The sequence below is a fragment of the Nonomuraea sp. NPDC003804 genome (assembly GCF_040610675.1).
Taxonomy (GTDB): Bacteria; Actinomycetota; Actinomycetes; order Streptosporangiales; family Streptosporangiaceae; genus Nonomuraea.
Map to the genome: position 1 here is coordinate 340,650 of NZ_JBEXMT010000004.1, position 16,855 is coordinate 357,504.

Consider the following 16,855-nt stretch of genomic DNA (forward strand, 5'->3'; position numbering starts at 1 on the left):
CGTCATGACCGGCGGCGGCCGGCCGAGGTCGCCGACCGCCGCCTCGCTCCCGGAGGGGCCTTCGACGGATCGCGCCCGAGGACCCTGCCATCCTGCCTGGTAGGGAGACAGGCGAGCAGGGCGGAGGAGACGGCACCGGTCGCGCCGGTGATGAGAGCCGGTGATGAGAGCCGGTGATGAGAATCGTCACGCGAAGCGCGATATAGTAAGCATCAGTGACCAAAGGAGCCTCGTTGAGCCGCGCCGAACGCAAGCAGGCCGACCCCGATCTCGGTGTCATGGCAGGTCAGGTGCTGTTCTCCCTCCAGAAAGAGCTGTTCGGCACCCTGGCCGAGCAGGGCCACCCCCGGCTGCGCCCGCGGCACGGCGCCGTCCTGGCCTACCTCGACGAGGCCGGCAGCAGGGCCACCGACCTGGCCCAGCTGTCCGGCCAGCACAAGCAGGTGATCGGGACGCTGGTGGACGAGCTGGTCGAGCTGGGATACGTGCGGCGGGAACCCGACCCACGCGACCGCAGGGCCAAGCTCGTCGTGCCGACCGAGCTCGGCCTCGACCAGATGGCCAGGTCCGACCGGATCGTGGCCGACATCGAGCGGCGGCACGCCGAGTTTGTCGGCGCGGAGGAGTACGCCGCGTTCAGGCGTGTCTTCCGGCGGGTGGCCGAGGGCCAGCGCAGCGGACTACGTTGATCGGATGTGCCCTCTTTAGCCTGGCGCCCGCTCGCCTTCGTCGCCGCCCTGCTGTCGGCGCTCCTGCTCGTGCTCAGCCCGCTGTACGGCTACCACCGTGACGAGCTGTACTTCCGCCTGCTGGCCGAGCATCCCGCATGGGGCTACGTCGACCAGCCGCCGCTCACCCCGATGCTCGCCAAGGTCTCGATCGCGCTGTTCGGAGACACGCCGACGGGGCTCAGGGTCCCAGCCGCGCTGTCGGCCGCGGCGCTGGTCCTCCTGGTCGGGCTGATCACCAGGGAACTGGGCGGCGACCGCAAGGCCCAGGTGCTGGCCGCCACGGGGATCGGCACGGGCGCGTTCGCGCTGGTCGCGGGCCACTCACTGCTGACGCTCAGCGCGGACCTGCCGCTGTGGTCGGCGGCGATCCTGTTCGTGCTGCGCGTGCTCCGCACCGGAGACGGCCGCTGGTGGCTCGCGGCCGGCGCGGTCATCGGCGCGGCGACCTACAACAAGCACCTGATCGCGCTCCTGGTCATCGGGCTGGCCGCGGGCGTTCTCGCGGTGGGCCCGCGCAGGATCCTGCGCGACCCGTGGCTGTGGGCGGGCGTCGCGGTGGCGGCGCTGATCGCCGCGCCGAACCTGATCTTCCAGGCCACGAACGGCTGGCCGCAGCTGGCGATGGCGGCCGCGCTCAGCGAGACCAAGGGCGCCGAAATGCGCGCGCTGTTCGTCCCGATGCAGATCGTGCTGTTCGGCCCCGTCGTGGCCTTCGTCGCGGCGCGCGGCTGGCTGCGGCTGTGGCGCGACGAGCGGCTGCGCTGCCTGGCCGTCGCCTACCCCGTGGCGGCGGCGCTGACGCTGATCAGCGGCGGCCGGTTCGACTACACGGCCGGGCTGGTCATCCTGCTGTTCTGCGCGGGGGTGACCGAGGGCCTCGCGCCCGCGCTGGCGATCAACGGCGCGTTCTGCGCGCTCGTCGCGCTCCCCTTGATCCCCGTCTCGCTGGTGGGGATGACGCCGGTCCCTCGGGTCAACGAGGTCGCCAGGGAGTCGATCGGCTGGCCGGAGTTCACCGCGGCGGTCGGCGCGGCCGTACGGACGCTGACGCCCGAGGAGCGGGCCAGGGCGGTGCTGCTGGCGGGCAGCTACGGCGAGGCGGGCGCGCTGCGCCGACGTGGCGGTGGCGGTGAAGTACCCGCGCCGGGGGCTGGAGACGGTGTTCCGGTCCTGCGTCGAGCACGGCAGGGTCGACAACGCGGCCGGCGTGGACAACGAGTTCCGCGGCCTGCCCGTGCTCGTGTGCAGTGGGCTCAGGATGCCCTGGAGCGAGGCCTGGCCGCGCTTCCAGGAGTACAGCTGATATTTGACAGACCGTTCCAGAAAGATCTAGCGTCGGGCGCATGGCCAGGACGAAGGAGTTCGATCCCGACGAGGCGCTGCAGAAGGCCATGGAGCTGTTCTGGCGGCGGGGCTACGAGGCCACCTCCATGTCCGACCTGGTCGAGCACCTCGGCATCGGCAGGGCGAGCATCTACGCGACCTTCGGCGGCAAGCGGGAGCTCTACCTGCGCGCCTACGACCGCTATCTCGAGCAGGGCGTCGACTTCGAGGGCCTGCTGTCGGGGCCGGGGCCGGTACTGCCCGCCGTACGGGATCTGGTCCTGAGGTTCGCCGACGAGGCCGCGCACGACGCCGACCACCGCGGCTGCCTGGTCGTCAACACCGCGGTCGAGCTGGCCCCGCACGACGAGGAGCTGGCGCGGCGGGTGGCGGCCAACTGGGACTTCGTCGAGGCCACCCTCGCCGCCGCGCTGACCAGGGCCCGCGAGCGGGGCGAGCTGGACGACAGCCAGGACCCCATGGCGCTCGCCCGGTTCCTGCTGACCGTGCTGCAGGGGCTGCGGCTGGTCGGCAAGGGGGCGACCGATCCGGCCCGGCTGCGCGACACCGCGACGCAGGCGCTGCGCGTCCTCGGCCTCACAGGATCGCCAGCGGGTTGACCGGGCTGCCGGTCCCCCCCTCGATCTTCAGCGGCGCGGCCACGAAGACGAACTCGGCGGGCCCGGCCGCGGCCAGCTCCTCCAGCCACAGCATCTCGACCAGGTGGATGCCATGGCGGTGGAGCAGGATCAGGTGCAGGTCGTCGGCCGGGCCCTCGTCGGCGAGCTGGCGGGCGTTCAGCCCCCCGATGGCGGCGTTGTCGCCGGCGACCGCGGCGACGTCGCGCGCGGCCAGCCAGCGGCCCGCCTCCGGCGACAGCCCCGGCTGTCCGGTCCAGTAGGTGTCCGGCCAGGTCAGCGGCCAGCCCGTACGGATCACGGCCACGTCGCCCGGCCGGACGTCCGCGTGGATCTCCTCAAGCAGCGCCGGCTCGATCCTGAAGTGGGCGGGCAGGTGCGGCATGCCGAGGTGGCCGGGGACGTCGAACAGGATCCCGCGCGCCACGACCCCTCCGGCGTGCTCGATGCCGCAGCGGGTCGCGCCGTAGGAACGGACCCGCGCCGCGGGATGGCCGTTGTAGAGCTCCTCGCCCTCCCACATGTGACAGAGGGCGTCCATGTGCGTCGTGGTGCCGTGGGGGGTGACGACCAGCGCGTCGTCGGCCACGCGCAGGCCCGCGCCGATCCCCCGGGCGCCGGCCGCGTAGTCGCCGCCGTCGACCGACATGAAGTGCTGGGGCAGTGGTCTGCCGCGCAGGTGGGGGACGGTGGTCGGGGCGGGCGACGACGTGGCGCCCCTGATCGGCATCGACAGGCTGAGCACCCTGCCGGTCGTGGCACTGGCCAGCGCGCGCAGCACGACCTCAGGCGTGAGCAGGTTGAGCGTGCCGCGCTGGTCGTCTGGGCCGAAGCGGCCCCAGTTGTTAGGCTCGGTAACCAAGCAAGCGCTTCCTTTCTTCCGGAGGGTGGTCCATGCGGCTTGACGAGGTTTTCGCGCGCCACACCGAGCTCGGCGCGGCGTTCGCCGTCCACGTGGACGGGGAACTGGTGGCCGACCTGTGGGGCGGCGTCGCCGACCGCCGTACCGGGCGCCCGTGGGCCGCGGACACGCCCGTGCTGACCTACTCCTGCACCAAGGCGATCACGGCGACGGTCACCCTGCTGCTGGTCGAACGGGGACAGCTCGCCCTCTCCACGCCGGTGAAGGAGATCTGGCCCGCATTCTCGGCCGCCGGGGTCACCGTCGAGCACCTGCTCACCCACCAGGCGGGACTGCCGGTCATCGAGGAGCAGGTGCCGGTCGAGGAGTACGGCGACCACGCCGCCATCGCCGCCCGGCTGGCCCGCCAGTCGCCGCTGTGGGAGCCGGGCACCGCCCACGGCTACCACGCGCTGACCTACGGGTTCCTGATCGGGGAGGTGGTGCGCAGGGTCACGGGCAAACCGGTGGCCGATCTGGTCGCCGCGGAGATCGCCGGGCCGCTCGGCCTGGACATGTGGCTCGGCGCGCCCGACGAGATCCTCCCGGCGGTGGCCAGGCTCTCGGCGGGCGACCCGGCCCCCTCTCCAGCCGACACGCCACCCGCCCGGCCCTCCGGCCCGGCCGCCCCGCGCCCCCGCCCGGCCGTACCGCCCGCAGGCCCGGCCGCCGCGCTGAGTGCCGCCGAGCGGGCGGCGCGCGACCCGTACAGCCTCATGAACAGGGCGCTCGGCAACCCCGGCGTGCACCGGCTCAAGGGCGGCGCCAACCACCCCGCCGTCCTGCGCGCGGGCTGGCCCGCCATGGGGCTGGTGAGCACCGCGAGAGCGCTGTCCGGCTTCTACCGTGCCCTGATCGCGGGCGAGATCCTGCGGCCCGACACGCTGGCCGACGCCGTCCGGCCCAGGGTCGCGGGGCCCGACCGGGTGCTCCACATCGGCACCGCGTTCGGGCTCGGCTTCATGACCTCCTCCGAGAGCTTCGCCCCGTTCGCCCCCACCGCGTTCGGGCACACCGGCCTGGGCGGCTTCCTCGGACTCGGCGACCCCGCGCGCGGGGTGGCCATCGCCTACACCATGAACATGCTGTCCGCCACCTTCGCCGCCACCACACCCGCGTGGGAGCTGGCCGCCGCCGTCTACGACGCGCTCTGAGCCGCCGCCGCCGCCCCCACCACCGCTCCCACCGGCACCCTCACCGGCACCCGCGGCGCCACCGCCGCGGCCGACGACGCGCGCGGCGCTCACTGCATGGTCACCCCGCCGCTGACCGACAGCGTCTGGCCGGTGATGTAGGCCGCCCTGTCGGTGCACAGGTACGCCACCAGGCCCGCCACGTCCCCCGGCGCGCCCAGCCTGCGCAGCGGGATCCCCTTCGCGATCCTGTCGACCAGGCCCGGCTTCTCGGCGTCGACCCTGCGCAGCATCGGGGTGTCCGTCGGGCCCGGGCAGACCACGTTCGAGGTCACCTGCCCCCTGGCCGCCTCCCTCGCCAGCGTCTTGGCCAGCCCGAACAGGCCCGCCTTCGTCGCCGCGTAGGCGCCCTCGCCGCCCGAGCCCGCCCTGGCCCCGTCGGAGGAGACGAACACCAGCCGCCCCCAGCCGCGCTCGACCATGCCGGGCAGCAGCAGCTTCGTCATCAGCATGGGGGCGCGCAGGTTGACCAGCCACATCAGGTCCCAGTGGGCCGGATCGCCCGCGGTGAACGGCTCGACGATCGAGACTCCCGCGTTGTTGACCAGGATGTCCACCGGCCCGGCGGACCCGCAGAAGGCCGTGATGGAATCCGGGTCGGCGAGGTCGACGCGGCCGGCCGTACCGGATCCCCCGGGCAGCGACCGCGCCACCTCGGCCGCGCCCTCCTCGTTCACGTCGGCGACCACCACCCGCGCGCCGAGGGCGGCCAGGTCCGCGCAGATCGCGGCGCCGATCGCACCCGCTCCCCCGGTCACCACGGCCGTCCTGCCGTCCAGCCTCATGCCCTCCATCACCGGCCGCCCTCCCAGACGCGCGCGGCCGTGACCCTGGTCGCCAGCAGGCCGATGGTGTGGTCGAGGACGGCCTGCGCGTACTCCTCGGGGATGCCCGCCACGGCGTCGGTCACCACCGTGACCCGGTAGCCAAGGGCGGCCGCCTCGATGGCGAGGCCCTGGATGCCGAGGTTCAGGGACACCCCGAGGGCCACGACCCGCTCCACGCCCAGCGAGCGCAGGGTCATGTCCAGGCTGGTGCCGGTGAACGGCGAGAACCCGTGGAAGCGGCGGCTCTCCAGGTCACCGGGGTCCCATAACTCCGGCAGCACCTCGACGGCCGGGGTGCCGTCGAGCATGTGGGCCGGGTCCTTGAGCAGGTGGGCGAGGAAGGGCGTGGTGCGGGCGTGGGAGCCCGCCCGGTCGGCGCGGAAGGCGGCCGTGCAGTGGACCACCGGGATGCCGGAGTTCCGCGCGCCCCGCAGGACGTGGGCGGCGTTACGGAAGACGTCGCGTTTCTCGCACGTGGCCACCAGGTCGGGAAATCGCGCGATGTCTCCGACGACGCCCCTCTGCATCTCCATCACCAGGACGGCCGTGCGATCCACCCGCCACCTCCGCTCGATCGAGCGCTTGCTTGGTAGACGGAGGTTAACATTTCCCAGCCCGGGTTATAAAGAATTACCTGGAGTGATTTTCCGATGACGAGAAGTGCGGATTACTCTGTGTCGACAACACGTCGGTCGCTATGGTTAGAACACCAGAACGGGACCTGAACGCTGATACCGTCCAGGTCCCTCCCTCACCGTAAGGGAGAACACAGATGGGCATCAAGGAATCCGGCCTGCAGTTCGCCACCGACATCGAGAACACGATCATCGAGACGCGGACGGACATGATGCAGGGCCTGGAGGACCTGACCCACCGGATCAACGGGGTCGCGAACGACCTCAAGGCCTTCAGATCCGAGGTCACCAAGGAGCTGACCGGCATCAAGTCCGACATTCGGGAGCTCAAGGGGCTCAAGACCGAATTCGAGGACTTCCGGACCAGCCAGACCGAGTTCAACAACCGGCAGGTCGAGTTCAACAACCGCCAGATGGAGTGGAACACGGCGGCCATGGAGATCCTCATGGACCTCCAGCGCAAGGCGAGCGCCGCCTGACCTCAGGATGGCAGGAGCCCCCGGACCGTCGGGTCCGGGGGCTCCTTCATGTGCGGTGTCTCACTCCAGCGTGGTGATGACCTTGTCGGCGTCCCTGGTCAGGACCTGGCGGACGTCGGCCCTCGGCACCAGCCGCACGTCCGCCACCAGCTTCTTGAAGTCCTGCAGATGCCGGACGGCCTTGGCGTCCCTGCCGGACGCCTCCGCCTTCCGCGCCTTGGTCAGCTCCCGGGTGAGCGACTGCGCCGCCGGCCCCGACAGCCAGCTCGTCGCCCTGAAGCGGTCGACGAGGTTCTGCATGTCCCGTAGCGACGTGGTCACCGCGTAGCGGACGTTCGTGGTGATCGCGTTGCCCGCGTTGTCGCCGGCCGTGACGGAGACGGTGTGCGCGGCCAGCGTCTGCGGGAACAGCGGCACCACCGAGTCGGGCGTGAGGGCCGAGCCGTCCAGCGTGCCCGTGGTGGTCTTGACGCCCGAGGTGGTGTCGACGGCCTGCCAGGTGATGCGCAGGTCCTGGGCGTCGCCGTACACCTCGCCGTCGGAGACGCCCGAGACCATGAGCGTGGGCTTGGTGCCGTCGATCTTCAGGACGGCGGCCTTCTCCTGCTCGGTGGTGCCCGCCGTGTCGGTCGAGCGGTAGCGCAGCTCGTGCGGTCCGTCGCCGCTGACGACCACGGGCCGGCCGGCGTAGGCCGTCCAGGCGCCCTCGTCGAGGGAGTACTCCGTCTGCGACACCCCCGAGGTGGTGTCGGCGGCGGACAGCGTGACGGGGATGTCGCCGTCGTTCCAGCCCTCGGCGTTGGGCGGGGCGAAGGCGGCGGTGGTCACGGGCGCGGTGGCGTCGAGCTTGAGGTCGAGCGCCTTGGGCTCCTCCACGTTGCCCGCGGCGTCACGCGAGCGGAACTCCACCTTCCTGGTGCCGTCCCCGCTGACCAGGACGGGCTCGGTGTAGGGGGTCCAGGCGCCGCCGTCGAGACGCCATTCGGTGGCGGCGACCTCCGACGCCTCGTCCGTGGCCGTCAGCGTGACCTCGACGGGCGCGGTGGTGTGCCATCCGGCCGCGTTCGGCTGGGCGGCCTTGGCGGTGGTGACCGGCGGCGTCCGGTCGGCGCCGGCGGCGGAGGTGAAGCGGAAGCGCTGGTTGGGGGCGTTCGCGCAGGTCCACTGGATCACCGCCGCGTTGTCGGCCTGGGAGACGCCGTTGACGTCGACGCACAGGCCGCTGGCCGCGGCCGTGACGATGTGGTCGTCGCCGGCGGAGGTGATGAAGAAGCGCTGGTGGACCTGGTGGGCGGCGCCGTCGGGGTGGCAGGTCCACTGGACGAGCTGGGTGCCCGCGGTGGTCGAACCGCCCGGCACGTCCAGGCACTTGCCGCTCTTGACGTTCTTGAGCTGGTAGCCGCCCGCGGTGGCGGGTATCGCCTCCCACTTCTGCTCGTCGCCCTGGGTCGCGCCCAGTTGCACGATCTTGGCGTCGTCGAGCAGGGACACCGGGGTGACGTTCTTGCCGCTGTGCTGGGCGGTGACGGTGTAGACGCCGGGCTCGAGCCCGCCGCCCGCGTCCTCGCCGGCGAACTGGACGGCGTCCAGGTCGAACCCGTTGTCACGGCTGTTCTTGAACACCGCGTAGACGGTCTTGGTGCGCACGTCGTTCTTCACCGGGACGGCGCTGGTCATCTGGTAGGTGTCCCAGTCGCCGGTGTTCTGGACCGGGGCCGTGGCCAGGAGCGTGCCGTTGGGGGCGTCGGCGCGCAGCTCGATCATGCCTCCGCCGTACGGGCTGGAGACCCTGAAGGAGACGGACGTGACGCCGTTGAGGTCGAGCGGGGTGAAGGCGATCCAGTCGTTGTCGCTGATGTCGCCGATGCGCTTGCCGCTCTCGGCGCCCGCCTGGTCGATCACCCTGACGCCCGAGGAGGTCTTGAAGTACTCGGCCTGCTTCCGCCTCGGCTGCAGGACGACCTTGGCGTAACCGGTGAGCGGCTGCTCTCCCTTGTCGGTGTAGTGGGCGTTGATGACGTAGTAGAGGTTGGCGCCCGCGGGGTGCCCGCCGATGTCGCTGGTGGAAATGGTGCCCTCGCAGCCGGGGATCTCGACGGTCTCGTGCTCGTGGTCGTCGTGGCCGAGCGCGGGGTTGGCGAAGACCTTCGTGCAGTCGACCGTCCCGTCCTCGGGATCGGTGACCTTGATCTTGTACGGCACGTCCTGGCCGAACTCGATCGTGCTGCCGTCGATCGGCGCCTCGAGGGTCACCACCGGCTTGGTGTTGCCGGCCGTGATGACGACGTTGGAGAAGCCCTCCTTGCCGGTGCTGTCCTTGACCTTGAGCTGCGCGGTGTACTGGCCCTTGGCCTCGTAGACGTGTGTGGCCTTGGCCGCGGTGGAGTCGAAGGTGCCGTCGCCGTCGAAGTCCCACGAGAACTCGATCGGGTCGCCGTCGGGGTCGAAGCTGCCCGCGCTGTCGAACTCCACGCTGAGCGGCGCCGGGCCGTCGGTGCGCGAAGTGGTGATCTTGGCGATGGGCGCGCGGGCGCCGGCGGAGTAGTCGATCCGGTAAAGGCCCGAGTCGTTGTTGCCGCCGCCGAAGGAGCTGCCCCATTCCAGCAGGTACAGCGAGCCGTCCCGGCCGAAGGTCATGTCCATGGGCTTGACGAACGTGCCGAGGAAGGGGTCGATCTTGAGGAGCTTGTCCTGGTCGTCGAGGTGGATGGTCTTCACGTAGTGGCGCGACCACTCGTAGAAGAAGTTCGTGCCGTCGAAGTAGGCGGGGAACTTCGTGGGAGAGGTGGAGGCCGCGTCGTAGCGGTAGACGGGGCCGCTCATCGGGGCCGAGCCGCCGGAGCCGAGCTCGGGGAAGGAGGGCGAGGTGCCGTAGCCATACCACATGATGGGCGGCTCGATGGGGGGCAGTTCGGTCAGGCCCGTGTTGTTCGGCGAGTCGTTGACCGGGTTCGCGCAGTCGAACTTGGGCCCGACGACCTTGGTGTCGGGGTTGTACGGGGCGTAGGCCTGGTTGTCACCGTGGCAGAACGGCCAGCCGAAGTTGCCCGCCTTCTTGATGACGTTGTACTCGACCAGCCCTTCGGGGCCGCGGTCGGTGGTCGGGCCGCCCCGGTCCGGCCCGTAGTCCGAGACGTGGACGTAGCCGGTCTTCTGGTCGACGGTGAAGCGGAACGGGTTGCGGAAGCCCATCGCGTAGACCTCCGGCCTGGTCTTGGCCGTGCCGGGCGCGAACAGGTTCCCCGAGGGGATGTCGTAGCCGCCCTCGGCCTTCGGCTTGATCCGCAGGATCTTGCCGCGCAGGTCGTTGGTGTTGCCCGCGGTGCGGGCCGCGTCCAGCATGTGCTGGCCTGGCCGCCAGTCGATGGGCGCGTAGCCCTGCCAGTCCGGCGACAGGTTGGGCGGCACGTCGTCGCCGGTGCTGAGGTAGAGGGTGCCGTCGGGGCCGAACTCCACGGCGCCGCCGGTGTGGCCGGGCTCGGGGTAGGTGCGCTGCCGGTAGGCGGGCACGTCGATGATCTTCTTCTCGGACGCGAGGTCGATGCTGTCGCCCGTCACGGTGAAGCGGGAGAGCCTGTTGACGTCCTCGGCGCTGGAGGCGGGCGAGTAGTAGAGGTAGATCCAGCCGTTCTGCGCGAAGGCCGGGTCGAGTTCCATGCCGACCAGGCCGTCCTCGCCTCCGGTGTAGACGTCGAGGGTGGCCGCGGTGACCGTGGTGTGCGTGTCGGGCTTGAAGATCTTGATCTCGCCCTTGCGCTGCACGTAGAAGACGCGGCCGTCGGCGGCCACGTCCAGTTCCATCGGGTCGGCCGTGTTGTCGTCGAGAGTGATCTTCTCGAAGCTGCTGTTCACCGTTCCGCCGCAGTCACCCGCCGCGGCGCCCGCGGCCCAGTTGATCCCGCCGAGGACGTGCGTGCGGAAGGCGGGCTCGGTGTAGGAGGCGGTGTCGTGTCCCATGGCGGTCGCCCACACCTTGCCGCCTTCGGCGTTGCGGCACCAGGAGATGGGGTGGTCCGGTCCCATGGCCGAGGGGCCCGGGTTGTAGGTCTTCTCGTCGGCCGACACCAGCACGTGCACGTTGCCGCGCGGGTTGGGCGCGAAGTTGTACCACTCCTCGGGGCGCTCCCAGCGCAGGGGCAGTTCCTTGGTCGACGGGTGGACCCGGTCGGTGACCTTGGCCGTGCCCTGCAGCACGCCAGGGGAGTGGGCGGGCATGTGCGCGCCGCCGTTGACCAGGTCGTCCCACCAGGGGAAGTCGTTCTCGATGCCCATGTCGAGCGCGTTGTGGACGGCGACGACGCCCTTGCCCGAGCGGACGTACTTCTGCAGGGCCTGGCGCTGGGCGTCGTTCTCCCAGACCATGCCGGAGTTCTGCAGCATGATCAGCACGTCGTAGCCGGCCAGGTCGGTGTCGTTGAACACCGAGGAGTCGTCGGTCTGCACGACCGCGAAGTGGTTGGCCGCGCCCAGGTCCTTGACCATCTGGATGCCGGCCGGGATGGAGCCGTGGACGTAGCCGACGGCCTTGGTGAAGAGCAGCGCGCGGAAGGTCTCGTGGGCGGTGGCGTTCGCCGTGCCCGGTAACAACAGCAGGAAGGGGAGAATCAGGGCAGCGCAAAGACGACGCATGGCGGTGACTCCGGTGACAGAGGGGAAGAGTCAGAGGGTGCGGAGGAAGGCCAGCCCGTCGACGGCGAGAGCGTCCTGGCTGGATGCGAGCGGCCGCCAGATGGAGGCCGCGGTGGCGATCGTCCGGTTGTGGGCGGTGAAGGACTCGATGACGAGCGGCCCCTCGTAGGAGGCCGCGCGCAGGGCCGTCGTGAAGCCCGGCCAGTCGAAGCGGTCCTGCCCGGGGGTCCCCCGGTCGGTGCCGCACACCTGGACATGCGCGATCCTGCCGGCGGCCGCGCGGACGGCGGCGGCGGGATCCTTCTCCTCGATGTTCAGGTGGTAGACGTCGAGCGCCAGGCCGGCGCCCTCCGGCAGGGCTTCGAGCGCCTGCTCCACGGTGTTGAGCAGGCTGGTCTCGTAGCGGTTGAGCGGTTCGACGGCCAGCCGTACCGGGCTGTGGTCGATGACGGGCCTGAGGTTCTCGCGCAGCTCGGCGTAGGCGGCCGCGCGCTCCTCCCCCGACATCCGCCACGTACGGCCGACCGCGCTGTAGGCGGGTCCGGCGATGACGGGAGACCCGACGATCTCGGCCACGTCCATGCAGTGCATGAGGTAGTCCTGGGTCTCCTTGACCGTGCCGGAGGCGACCAGGTCCCGGCCCGGCGGCATGACCAGCACCACCGTGGCGGCCAGGCCGAGCTCGGCGAGCAGGTCGGCCGCCCTGGCGGGGTCCCAGTCGCCGGGCTGCTCCACGGGCAGCTCGATGACGTCGAACCCCCACCCCGCGACCTTGGGCGCGAGCGCCGCCAGGTCGCGGTCGGTGAGCGGCGAGGTCCACACCCAGGTGTTGACCCCGAGGTTCACTTCTTGCCGCCCCAGGTCTCAGGGAAGCCGGGCAGGGTCTCGCACCCGCACAGCGCGTAGTGCAGCGGCGGCATGTTCGGCTGCAGGTAGGTGTCCAGCGTGTCAGCGGTGATCTTCGGCTGGGGCAGCTTCCAGGTCTTCGGCACCTCCTCACCCTTGAGGATCTTGAGAGCGGCGATGACGGGCGTGCGCCACTGGTAGGTGGGGTAGGTGGGCGCGACGGCGGTCAGGTTGTTCTGCTTCCACTTCTGCAGGAAGTCCTGCTGGTCCTCGCCGACCATGGCGGGGACGGGCACGCCCGCGTCCTCGAAGGCCTCGACGGCGGCGACGGCCGTCGCGCCGGCGTCCATCCAGACCCCGTCGAGCTTGCCGTGGCGGGCCAGGTAGTCGCTGACGATGCTCTTGGTCTTGGCCGCGTCGCCGTCGGTGAACTCCACGCCGACGACCTGCAGCTCGCTCTTGTCGAAGGTCACCTTGGCGGCGGACCAGCGGGTCTCGAGCACGTCGACGCCGGGCAGGATGCGCAGGGCGAGGATCTTCCCACCCGCGGGGACCTTCTCGACGAGGAACTCGGCGCCGTCGGCGCCGAAGGCGTAGCCGCCGATCGGGTTGATCATGGTGACGGGGCAGTCGGTCTCCACGCCCCGGTCGAAGACGATCACCGGCAGCTTCCCGCAGGCCGCCTTGACCGCGGGGGTGAGGGTGGCGGTGGTGTTCGGCGAGACGATCAGCGCGTCACAGCCCTTGCCGGTCAGCTCGGCGATGTCGGAGATCTGCTTGTCGTCCTTGCCCTCGGCGTCGAGGGCCGTGAACGTGGTGATCTCCTTGTGCAGCGCCACTTCGGCCTGCATGCTCTTCCAGCCGACCTGCCGCCACGGGTTGTTGACCGCCGCGTTGGAGAAGCACAGGTGGTACCCGCCGGCCTTCTTGTACTGCGTGGTGCTCACCATCTGCGGGTCGATGGCCTGCTCCCACGGTTTGTCCGCCGGGCCCTGCGCGGTCTTGGCGCGCATGGCGAGCTGTGCGTCGTAGTCGGCCTGGACGAAGAACGCCGACTGCCGGCCGGTGCCCGCGGCCGTGGTCCCGGAGGCTGTGGTCTCGGCGGCCGGGGCGGAGGAGGCGGGGCCCGACGACCGCGCTGCGGTGGCCGTGTCCGTCGGCTTGTCGCTGGTGCAGCCCGCGGCGAGCAGCGCGACCGCCGTCACCGCGAGCATGAGGGGTTTACGACGCGACATGGGCGTCTCCTTTGAACTTCCGGGGGGTGTTTCGGGGGGTGTTGCGGAAGGTGTTTCGAGAGGTGAGGGAGAAAGGCAGTCGTACGGCTCCCGCCGCCACGGCGGCGATGATGATGACGCCCTGCACGGTGAACTCCAGGGCCCCCGAGATCCCGTACAGGTTGAGCAGGGTGAAGAGCGCCTCCAGGGTGAACGCCCCGGCCATGGCGGCCACGACCGACCCCCTGCCGCCGCCGAGCGCCACGCCGCCGAGGACGACCGCGGTGATGGCGGAGAACTCCAGGCCCTGCCCGACCTGCGCCGACACGCCCGCGAACCCGCCGAGCAGGACGCCCGCGACCGCGGCGGCCAGGCCCGAGACGACGAAGGCGAAGATCTTGACCCTGGTGACCCTGACACCCGACAGCGCGGCCGTCCGGGCGTTGTCGCCCGTCGCGATGAGCGTGCGGCCGACGTCGGCGCGCATGAGCAGGACCGCCGCGGCCCCGACGGCGGCGAGGATCAGCACCGACCAGAGGGTGTCGCGCCCGAACACCCTGAAGGCCTGCGAGAGCGCGCCGCGCGGCGCGCCGCCCGTCCAGAGGAACACCGCGCCCGACAGCACGAGCATCATGCCGAGCGTGGTGATGAACGACGGCACCCGCAGCAGCGTCGTCACCGCCCCGTTGACCAGGCCGACCAGCAGGCCGATGCCGACCACCAGGGCGAGGACGGGCCAGGTGGCCGCCTCGTTCCCGTCGATCAGCCGGGCGGCGACGACCACCTCGACGGTGACCAGCGACCCGACCGAGAGGTCGAACTCGCCCGAGACGATCACGAAGTACTGCCCCGCCGCCAGGATCACCAGCGGCGCGGCCCGCTTGACGAAGGCGAGGAAGCCGGCGGGTTCGAGGAAGAACGGGTTGGCCAGCGCGATCGCCGCCAGCAGGACGGCCAGGACCGCGAAGATCGGGAGCGCGCGCTTCATGAGGTGCTCCTCTTCCTGGCGTAGACGGCCACGGCCACCACGATGACCACGCCCCGCACGACGTCCTTGACGAAGGAGTTGACCTCGAGCTGGTTGAAGACGCTGTCGAGCACGGCCAGCAGCAGCACGCCGCCGACGGTGCCGGCGACGCCGCCCCTGCCGCCGGCCAGCGCCGTGCCGCCGAGGACGACCGCGGCGATCGACTCCAGGTCGTAGCCGCCGTCGGTGCCCACGGTGGGGACTCCCGCGCCGAGCCGGCTGGCCAGCAGCAGGCCCGCGATGCCGGCGCACAGCGAGCACAGGACGTGCGTCACGATGATCACCCGGTCGGTGCGGACGCCGGACAGGCGGGCCACGTCGGGGTCGCCGCCGACGGCGTGGACGCGGTAGCCGTACCTGGTCCTGGCGAGCAGGAACCAGGCGGTCAGGGCCACGGCCGCCCACAGCATCGCGGAGACGGGGACGGGGCCGACGCGGTCGTAGCCGAGGTGCTGGAACGACTCGGGGACGCGCCCGGCGGGGCCGTCGTAGAAATGGTCCAGGACGCCCTTGATGATCAGGGCGACGCCGAGGGTGGCGATGAAGGCGTGGACCTTCAGCTTGGTGATCACCACGCCGTTGACCAGGCCCACGAGGGCGCTGACGGCGATGACGGCGGCGATGCCCCCCGGGACGCTGCCCGCCTGCATGATCTCGGCGGCGACCAGCGAGGACAGGCTGATGAGGTAGGCGACCGACAGGTCGAGCGAGCCCGCCAGGATGGCCAGGGTCTGGCCGACGGCCACGATGCCGAGGGCGGCGCTGCGCTGCTGGACGCCGACGACGCTCTCCATGGTCAGCAGGTTCCCGCCGTCGGCGGCCACGAGGATCGAGCCGATCACGATCGTGGCCGCGAGCGCGACGAACACCGCCCTGGTCGGGCCGAGGTTCGCCCATCGGCGCCGCGCCGCGCCCGCCCCGCGCCTGCGGGGGACGGCCGCCTCCCGTGGGGCCTCGAGCCGGGAAGGGGGCGCGTCGTTCATGCCGCCTCCTCGCCGGCCGCCAGCCGCATGACGGCCTCCTCCGACGCGCCCGCCGGCAGGGTGCCCGCGATGCGCCCGTCGCGCAGGACGACGACGCGGTCGCTCATGCCGATCAGCTCCGGCAGCTCGGAGGAGATCATCATGATCGCCGTCCCGTCCTCGGCCAGTTCCCGCATGAGGTCGTGGATCGCGGCCTTGGCCCCGACGTCGACCCCGCGGGTCGGCTCGTCGAAGAGCAGGACGTCGGGGGCGAGCGTCATCCACTTGGCGAGGACGACCTTCTGCTGGTTGCCGCCCGACAGGTAGCGCACCTCCTGCGAGGGGCGGGGCGGCGAGAGCCGTACGCGGTCGAGGAGGTCGCGCACGGAGCCGCCGCGGCGGCCGACCGCGCGCGCGACCAGCAGCGCGTTGTCACGAACGGACTGGCGCAGGGCCAGTCCTTCGGCCTTGCGGTCCTCGGTGACCAACCCGATGCCGGCGGCGACGGCCTCGCGGACCGAGCGGGGCCGGACCGGGGTCATCGTGCCCGTGGTGAAGGGGGCGGCGCCGAACAGCGCCTTGGCCAGGGAGGAGCGGCCGGAGCCTTGCAGGCCCGCGATGCCGACGATCTCGCCCGCCCGCAGCTCCAGCGAGATGTCCGACAGGCGGGCGTTGCCGCCGCCGGTGACGCGCAGGCGCACCTCTCCGGTCGAGGCGGCGCGCGGCGGGTAGTAGGTGCCCAGGTCGCGGCCCACCATCAGGCGGACCAGGTCGTCGGCGGTGACCTCGGCGGCGGCGACGGTGGTGACGAGGCGGCCGTCCTTCAGCACCGTGACCTGGGAGGCGAGGTCGAAGACCTCGCGCAGGCGGTGCGAGATGTACAGCACCGCGATCCCTCGTTGCTGTAATCGCCTGACCAGCCGGTACAGCAGCTCCACCTCGTGGTCGGCGAGCGCGGCCGTCGGCTCGTCCATCACCACGATGCGCGCGTCGAGCGAGAGCGCCTTGACGATCTCCACGACCTGCTGCTGCGCGACCGAGAGCCGCTTGACCGGGTCGCGGGGTCCGAAGGAGTCCTCGCCGAGCTCGGCGAGAAGCGCGGCGGTCGCGGCGTCCATCCCGGCCCGGTCCACCAGGCCGCGGCGCAGCGGCTCCCGGCCGAGGAAGACGTTCTCGGCGACGCTGCGCTCGGGCAGCAGCGTGAACTCCTGGTAGATGATCGCCACCCCGGCCCGCTGGGCGTCGAGCGGGTGGCTGAAGGAGACCGGCCGCCCGTCGATGGTGATCGTCCCCGCGTCGGGCGCGTGCACCCCGGCCAGGATCTTCATGAGCGTGGATTTGCCCGCGCCGTTCTCGCCGACGACGGCGTGCACCTGTCCGGCCTCGACCGCCAGGTCCACCTCCGACAGCACCCGCACGCCGAGGAAGCTCTTGCCGATCCCGGTCATGC

Annotated in this window: 13 protein-coding genes and 1 pseudogene; 5 read left to right on the forward strand and 9 right to left on the reverse strand. The window is 71.4% G+C overall.

Annotated elements, in window-relative coordinates; translation table 11 throughout:
• Positions 1-233: 233 nt before the first annotated feature.
• From ABZX22_RS07785 to ABZX22_RS07795, 3 genes and pseudogenes are all read left to right on the forward strand, one after another.
• Complete coding sequence (locus ABZX22_RS07785; RefSeq protein WP_354906811.1) at positions 234-689, forward strand: MarR family transcriptional regulator; 456 nt, start codon at positions 234-236, stop codon at positions 687-689.
• Between the two features lie 69 nt (positions 690-758).
• Positions 759-1,307 (forward strand): annotated as a pseudogene (locus ABZX22_RS07790) (glycosyltransferase family 39 protein); the annotation flags it as partial.
• Positions 1,308-2,074: 767 nt separating this feature from the next.
• The gene (locus tag ABZX22_RS07795; RefSeq protein ID WP_354906812.1) at positions 2,075-2,674 is read left to right on the forward strand and encodes a helix-turn-helix domain-containing protein; all 600 of its coding nucleotides are present in this window, start codon (positions 2,075-2,077) and stop codon (positions 2,672-2,674) included.
• Here the strand turns inward: ABZX22_RS07795 and ABZX22_RS07800 are convergent.
• A complete protein-coding gene (locus ABZX22_RS07800; protein WP_354906813.1) occupies positions 2,652-3,554 on the reverse strand; it encodes a cyclase family protein in 903 nt (300 codons plus the stop codon). The two genes, ABZX22_RS07795 and ABZX22_RS07800, sit on opposite strands and share 23 nt — an antisense overlap.
• 32 nt (positions 3,555-3,586) lie before the next feature.
• On the opposite strand from ABZX22_RS07800, the gene ABZX22_RS07805 reads away from it, so the two are divergent.
• Positions 3,587-4,747, forward strand: coding sequence for a serine hydrolase domain-containing protein (locus tag ABZX22_RS07805; protein ID WP_354906814.1), 1,161 nt, complete (start codon positions 3,587-3,589; stop codon positions 4,745-4,747).
• An 89-nt stretch (positions 4,748-4,836) separates the two neighbouring features.
• Here the strand turns inward: ABZX22_RS07805 and ABZX22_RS07810 are convergent, their stop codons facing one another.
• Both ABZX22_RS07810 and ABZX22_RS07815 read right to left on the reverse strand, forming a co-directional pair.
• A complete protein-coding gene (locus tag ABZX22_RS07810) occupies positions 4,837-5,580 on the reverse strand; it encodes an SDR family NAD(P)-dependent oxidoreductase (protein WP_354906847.1) in 744 nt (247 codons plus the stop codon).
• Positions 5,580-6,170 (reverse strand): cysteine hydrolase, encoded by a 591-nt coding sequence (locus tag ABZX22_RS07815; RefSeq protein ID WP_354906815.1) that lies wholly within the window; start codon positions 6,168-6,170, stop codon positions 5,580-5,582. The genes ABZX22_RS07810 and ABZX22_RS07815 overlap by 1 nt, the downstream gene beginning before the upstream one ends.
• Positions 6,171-6,385: 215 nt before the next feature.
• Between ABZX22_RS07815 and ABZX22_RS07820 the strand changes: the two genes are divergently transcribed.
• On the forward strand, positions 6,386-6,727 hold the full coding sequence (locus ABZX22_RS07820; RefSeq protein WP_354906816.1) for a hypothetical protein: 342 nt from the start codon (positions 6,386-6,388) through the stop codon (positions 6,725-6,727).
• A 60-nt stretch (positions 6,728-6,787) separates the two neighbouring features.
• On the opposite strand, the gene ABZX22_RS07825 is transcribed toward ABZX22_RS07820, so the two are convergent.
• From ABZX22_RS07825 to ABZX22_RS07850, 6 genes are read right to left on the reverse strand one after another with little or no spacing between them, the layout of a single operon-like run.
• Positions 6,788-11,356, reverse strand: coding sequence for a ThuA domain-containing protein (locus ABZX22_RS07825; RefSeq protein ID WP_354906817.1), 4,569 nt, complete (start codon positions 11,354-11,356; stop codon positions 6,788-6,790).
• A gap of 30 nt (positions 11,357-11,386) precedes the next feature.
• The gene (locus ABZX22_RS07830) at positions 11,387-12,202 is read right to left on the reverse strand and encodes a sugar phosphate isomerase/epimerase family protein (protein ID WP_354906818.1); all 816 of its coding nucleotides are present in this window, start codon (positions 12,200-12,202) and stop codon (positions 11,387-11,389) included.
• On the reverse strand, positions 12,199-13,437 hold the full coding sequence (locus ABZX22_RS07835; RefSeq protein ID WP_354906819.1) for a substrate-binding domain-containing protein: 1,239 nt from the start codon (positions 13,435-13,437) through the stop codon (positions 12,199-12,201). Before ABZX22_RS07835 ends, ABZX22_RS07830 begins: the two co-directional genes overlap by 4 nt.
• Positions 13,424-14,404 (reverse strand): ABC transporter permease, encoded by a 981-nt coding sequence (locus ABZX22_RS07840; protein WP_354906820.1) that lies wholly within the window; start codon positions 14,402-14,404, stop codon positions 13,424-13,426. The genes ABZX22_RS07835 and ABZX22_RS07840 overlap by 14 nt, the downstream gene beginning before the upstream one ends.
• A complete protein-coding gene (locus ABZX22_RS07845) occupies positions 14,401-15,426 on the reverse strand; it encodes an ABC transporter permease (protein ID WP_354906821.1) in 1,026 nt (341 codons plus the stop codon). The genes ABZX22_RS07840 and ABZX22_RS07845 overlap by 4 nt, the downstream gene beginning before the upstream one ends.
• Positions 15,423-16,853 carry a sugar ABC transporter ATP-binding protein gene (locus ABZX22_RS07850; protein WP_354906848.1) on the reverse strand — a complete coding sequence of 477 codons (1,431 nt, stop codon included), beginning with the start codon at positions 16,851-16,853 and terminating at the stop codon, positions 15,423-15,425. Before ABZX22_RS07850 ends, ABZX22_RS07845 begins: the two co-directional genes overlap by 4 nt.
• Positions 16,854-16,855: the final 2 nt, after the last annotated feature.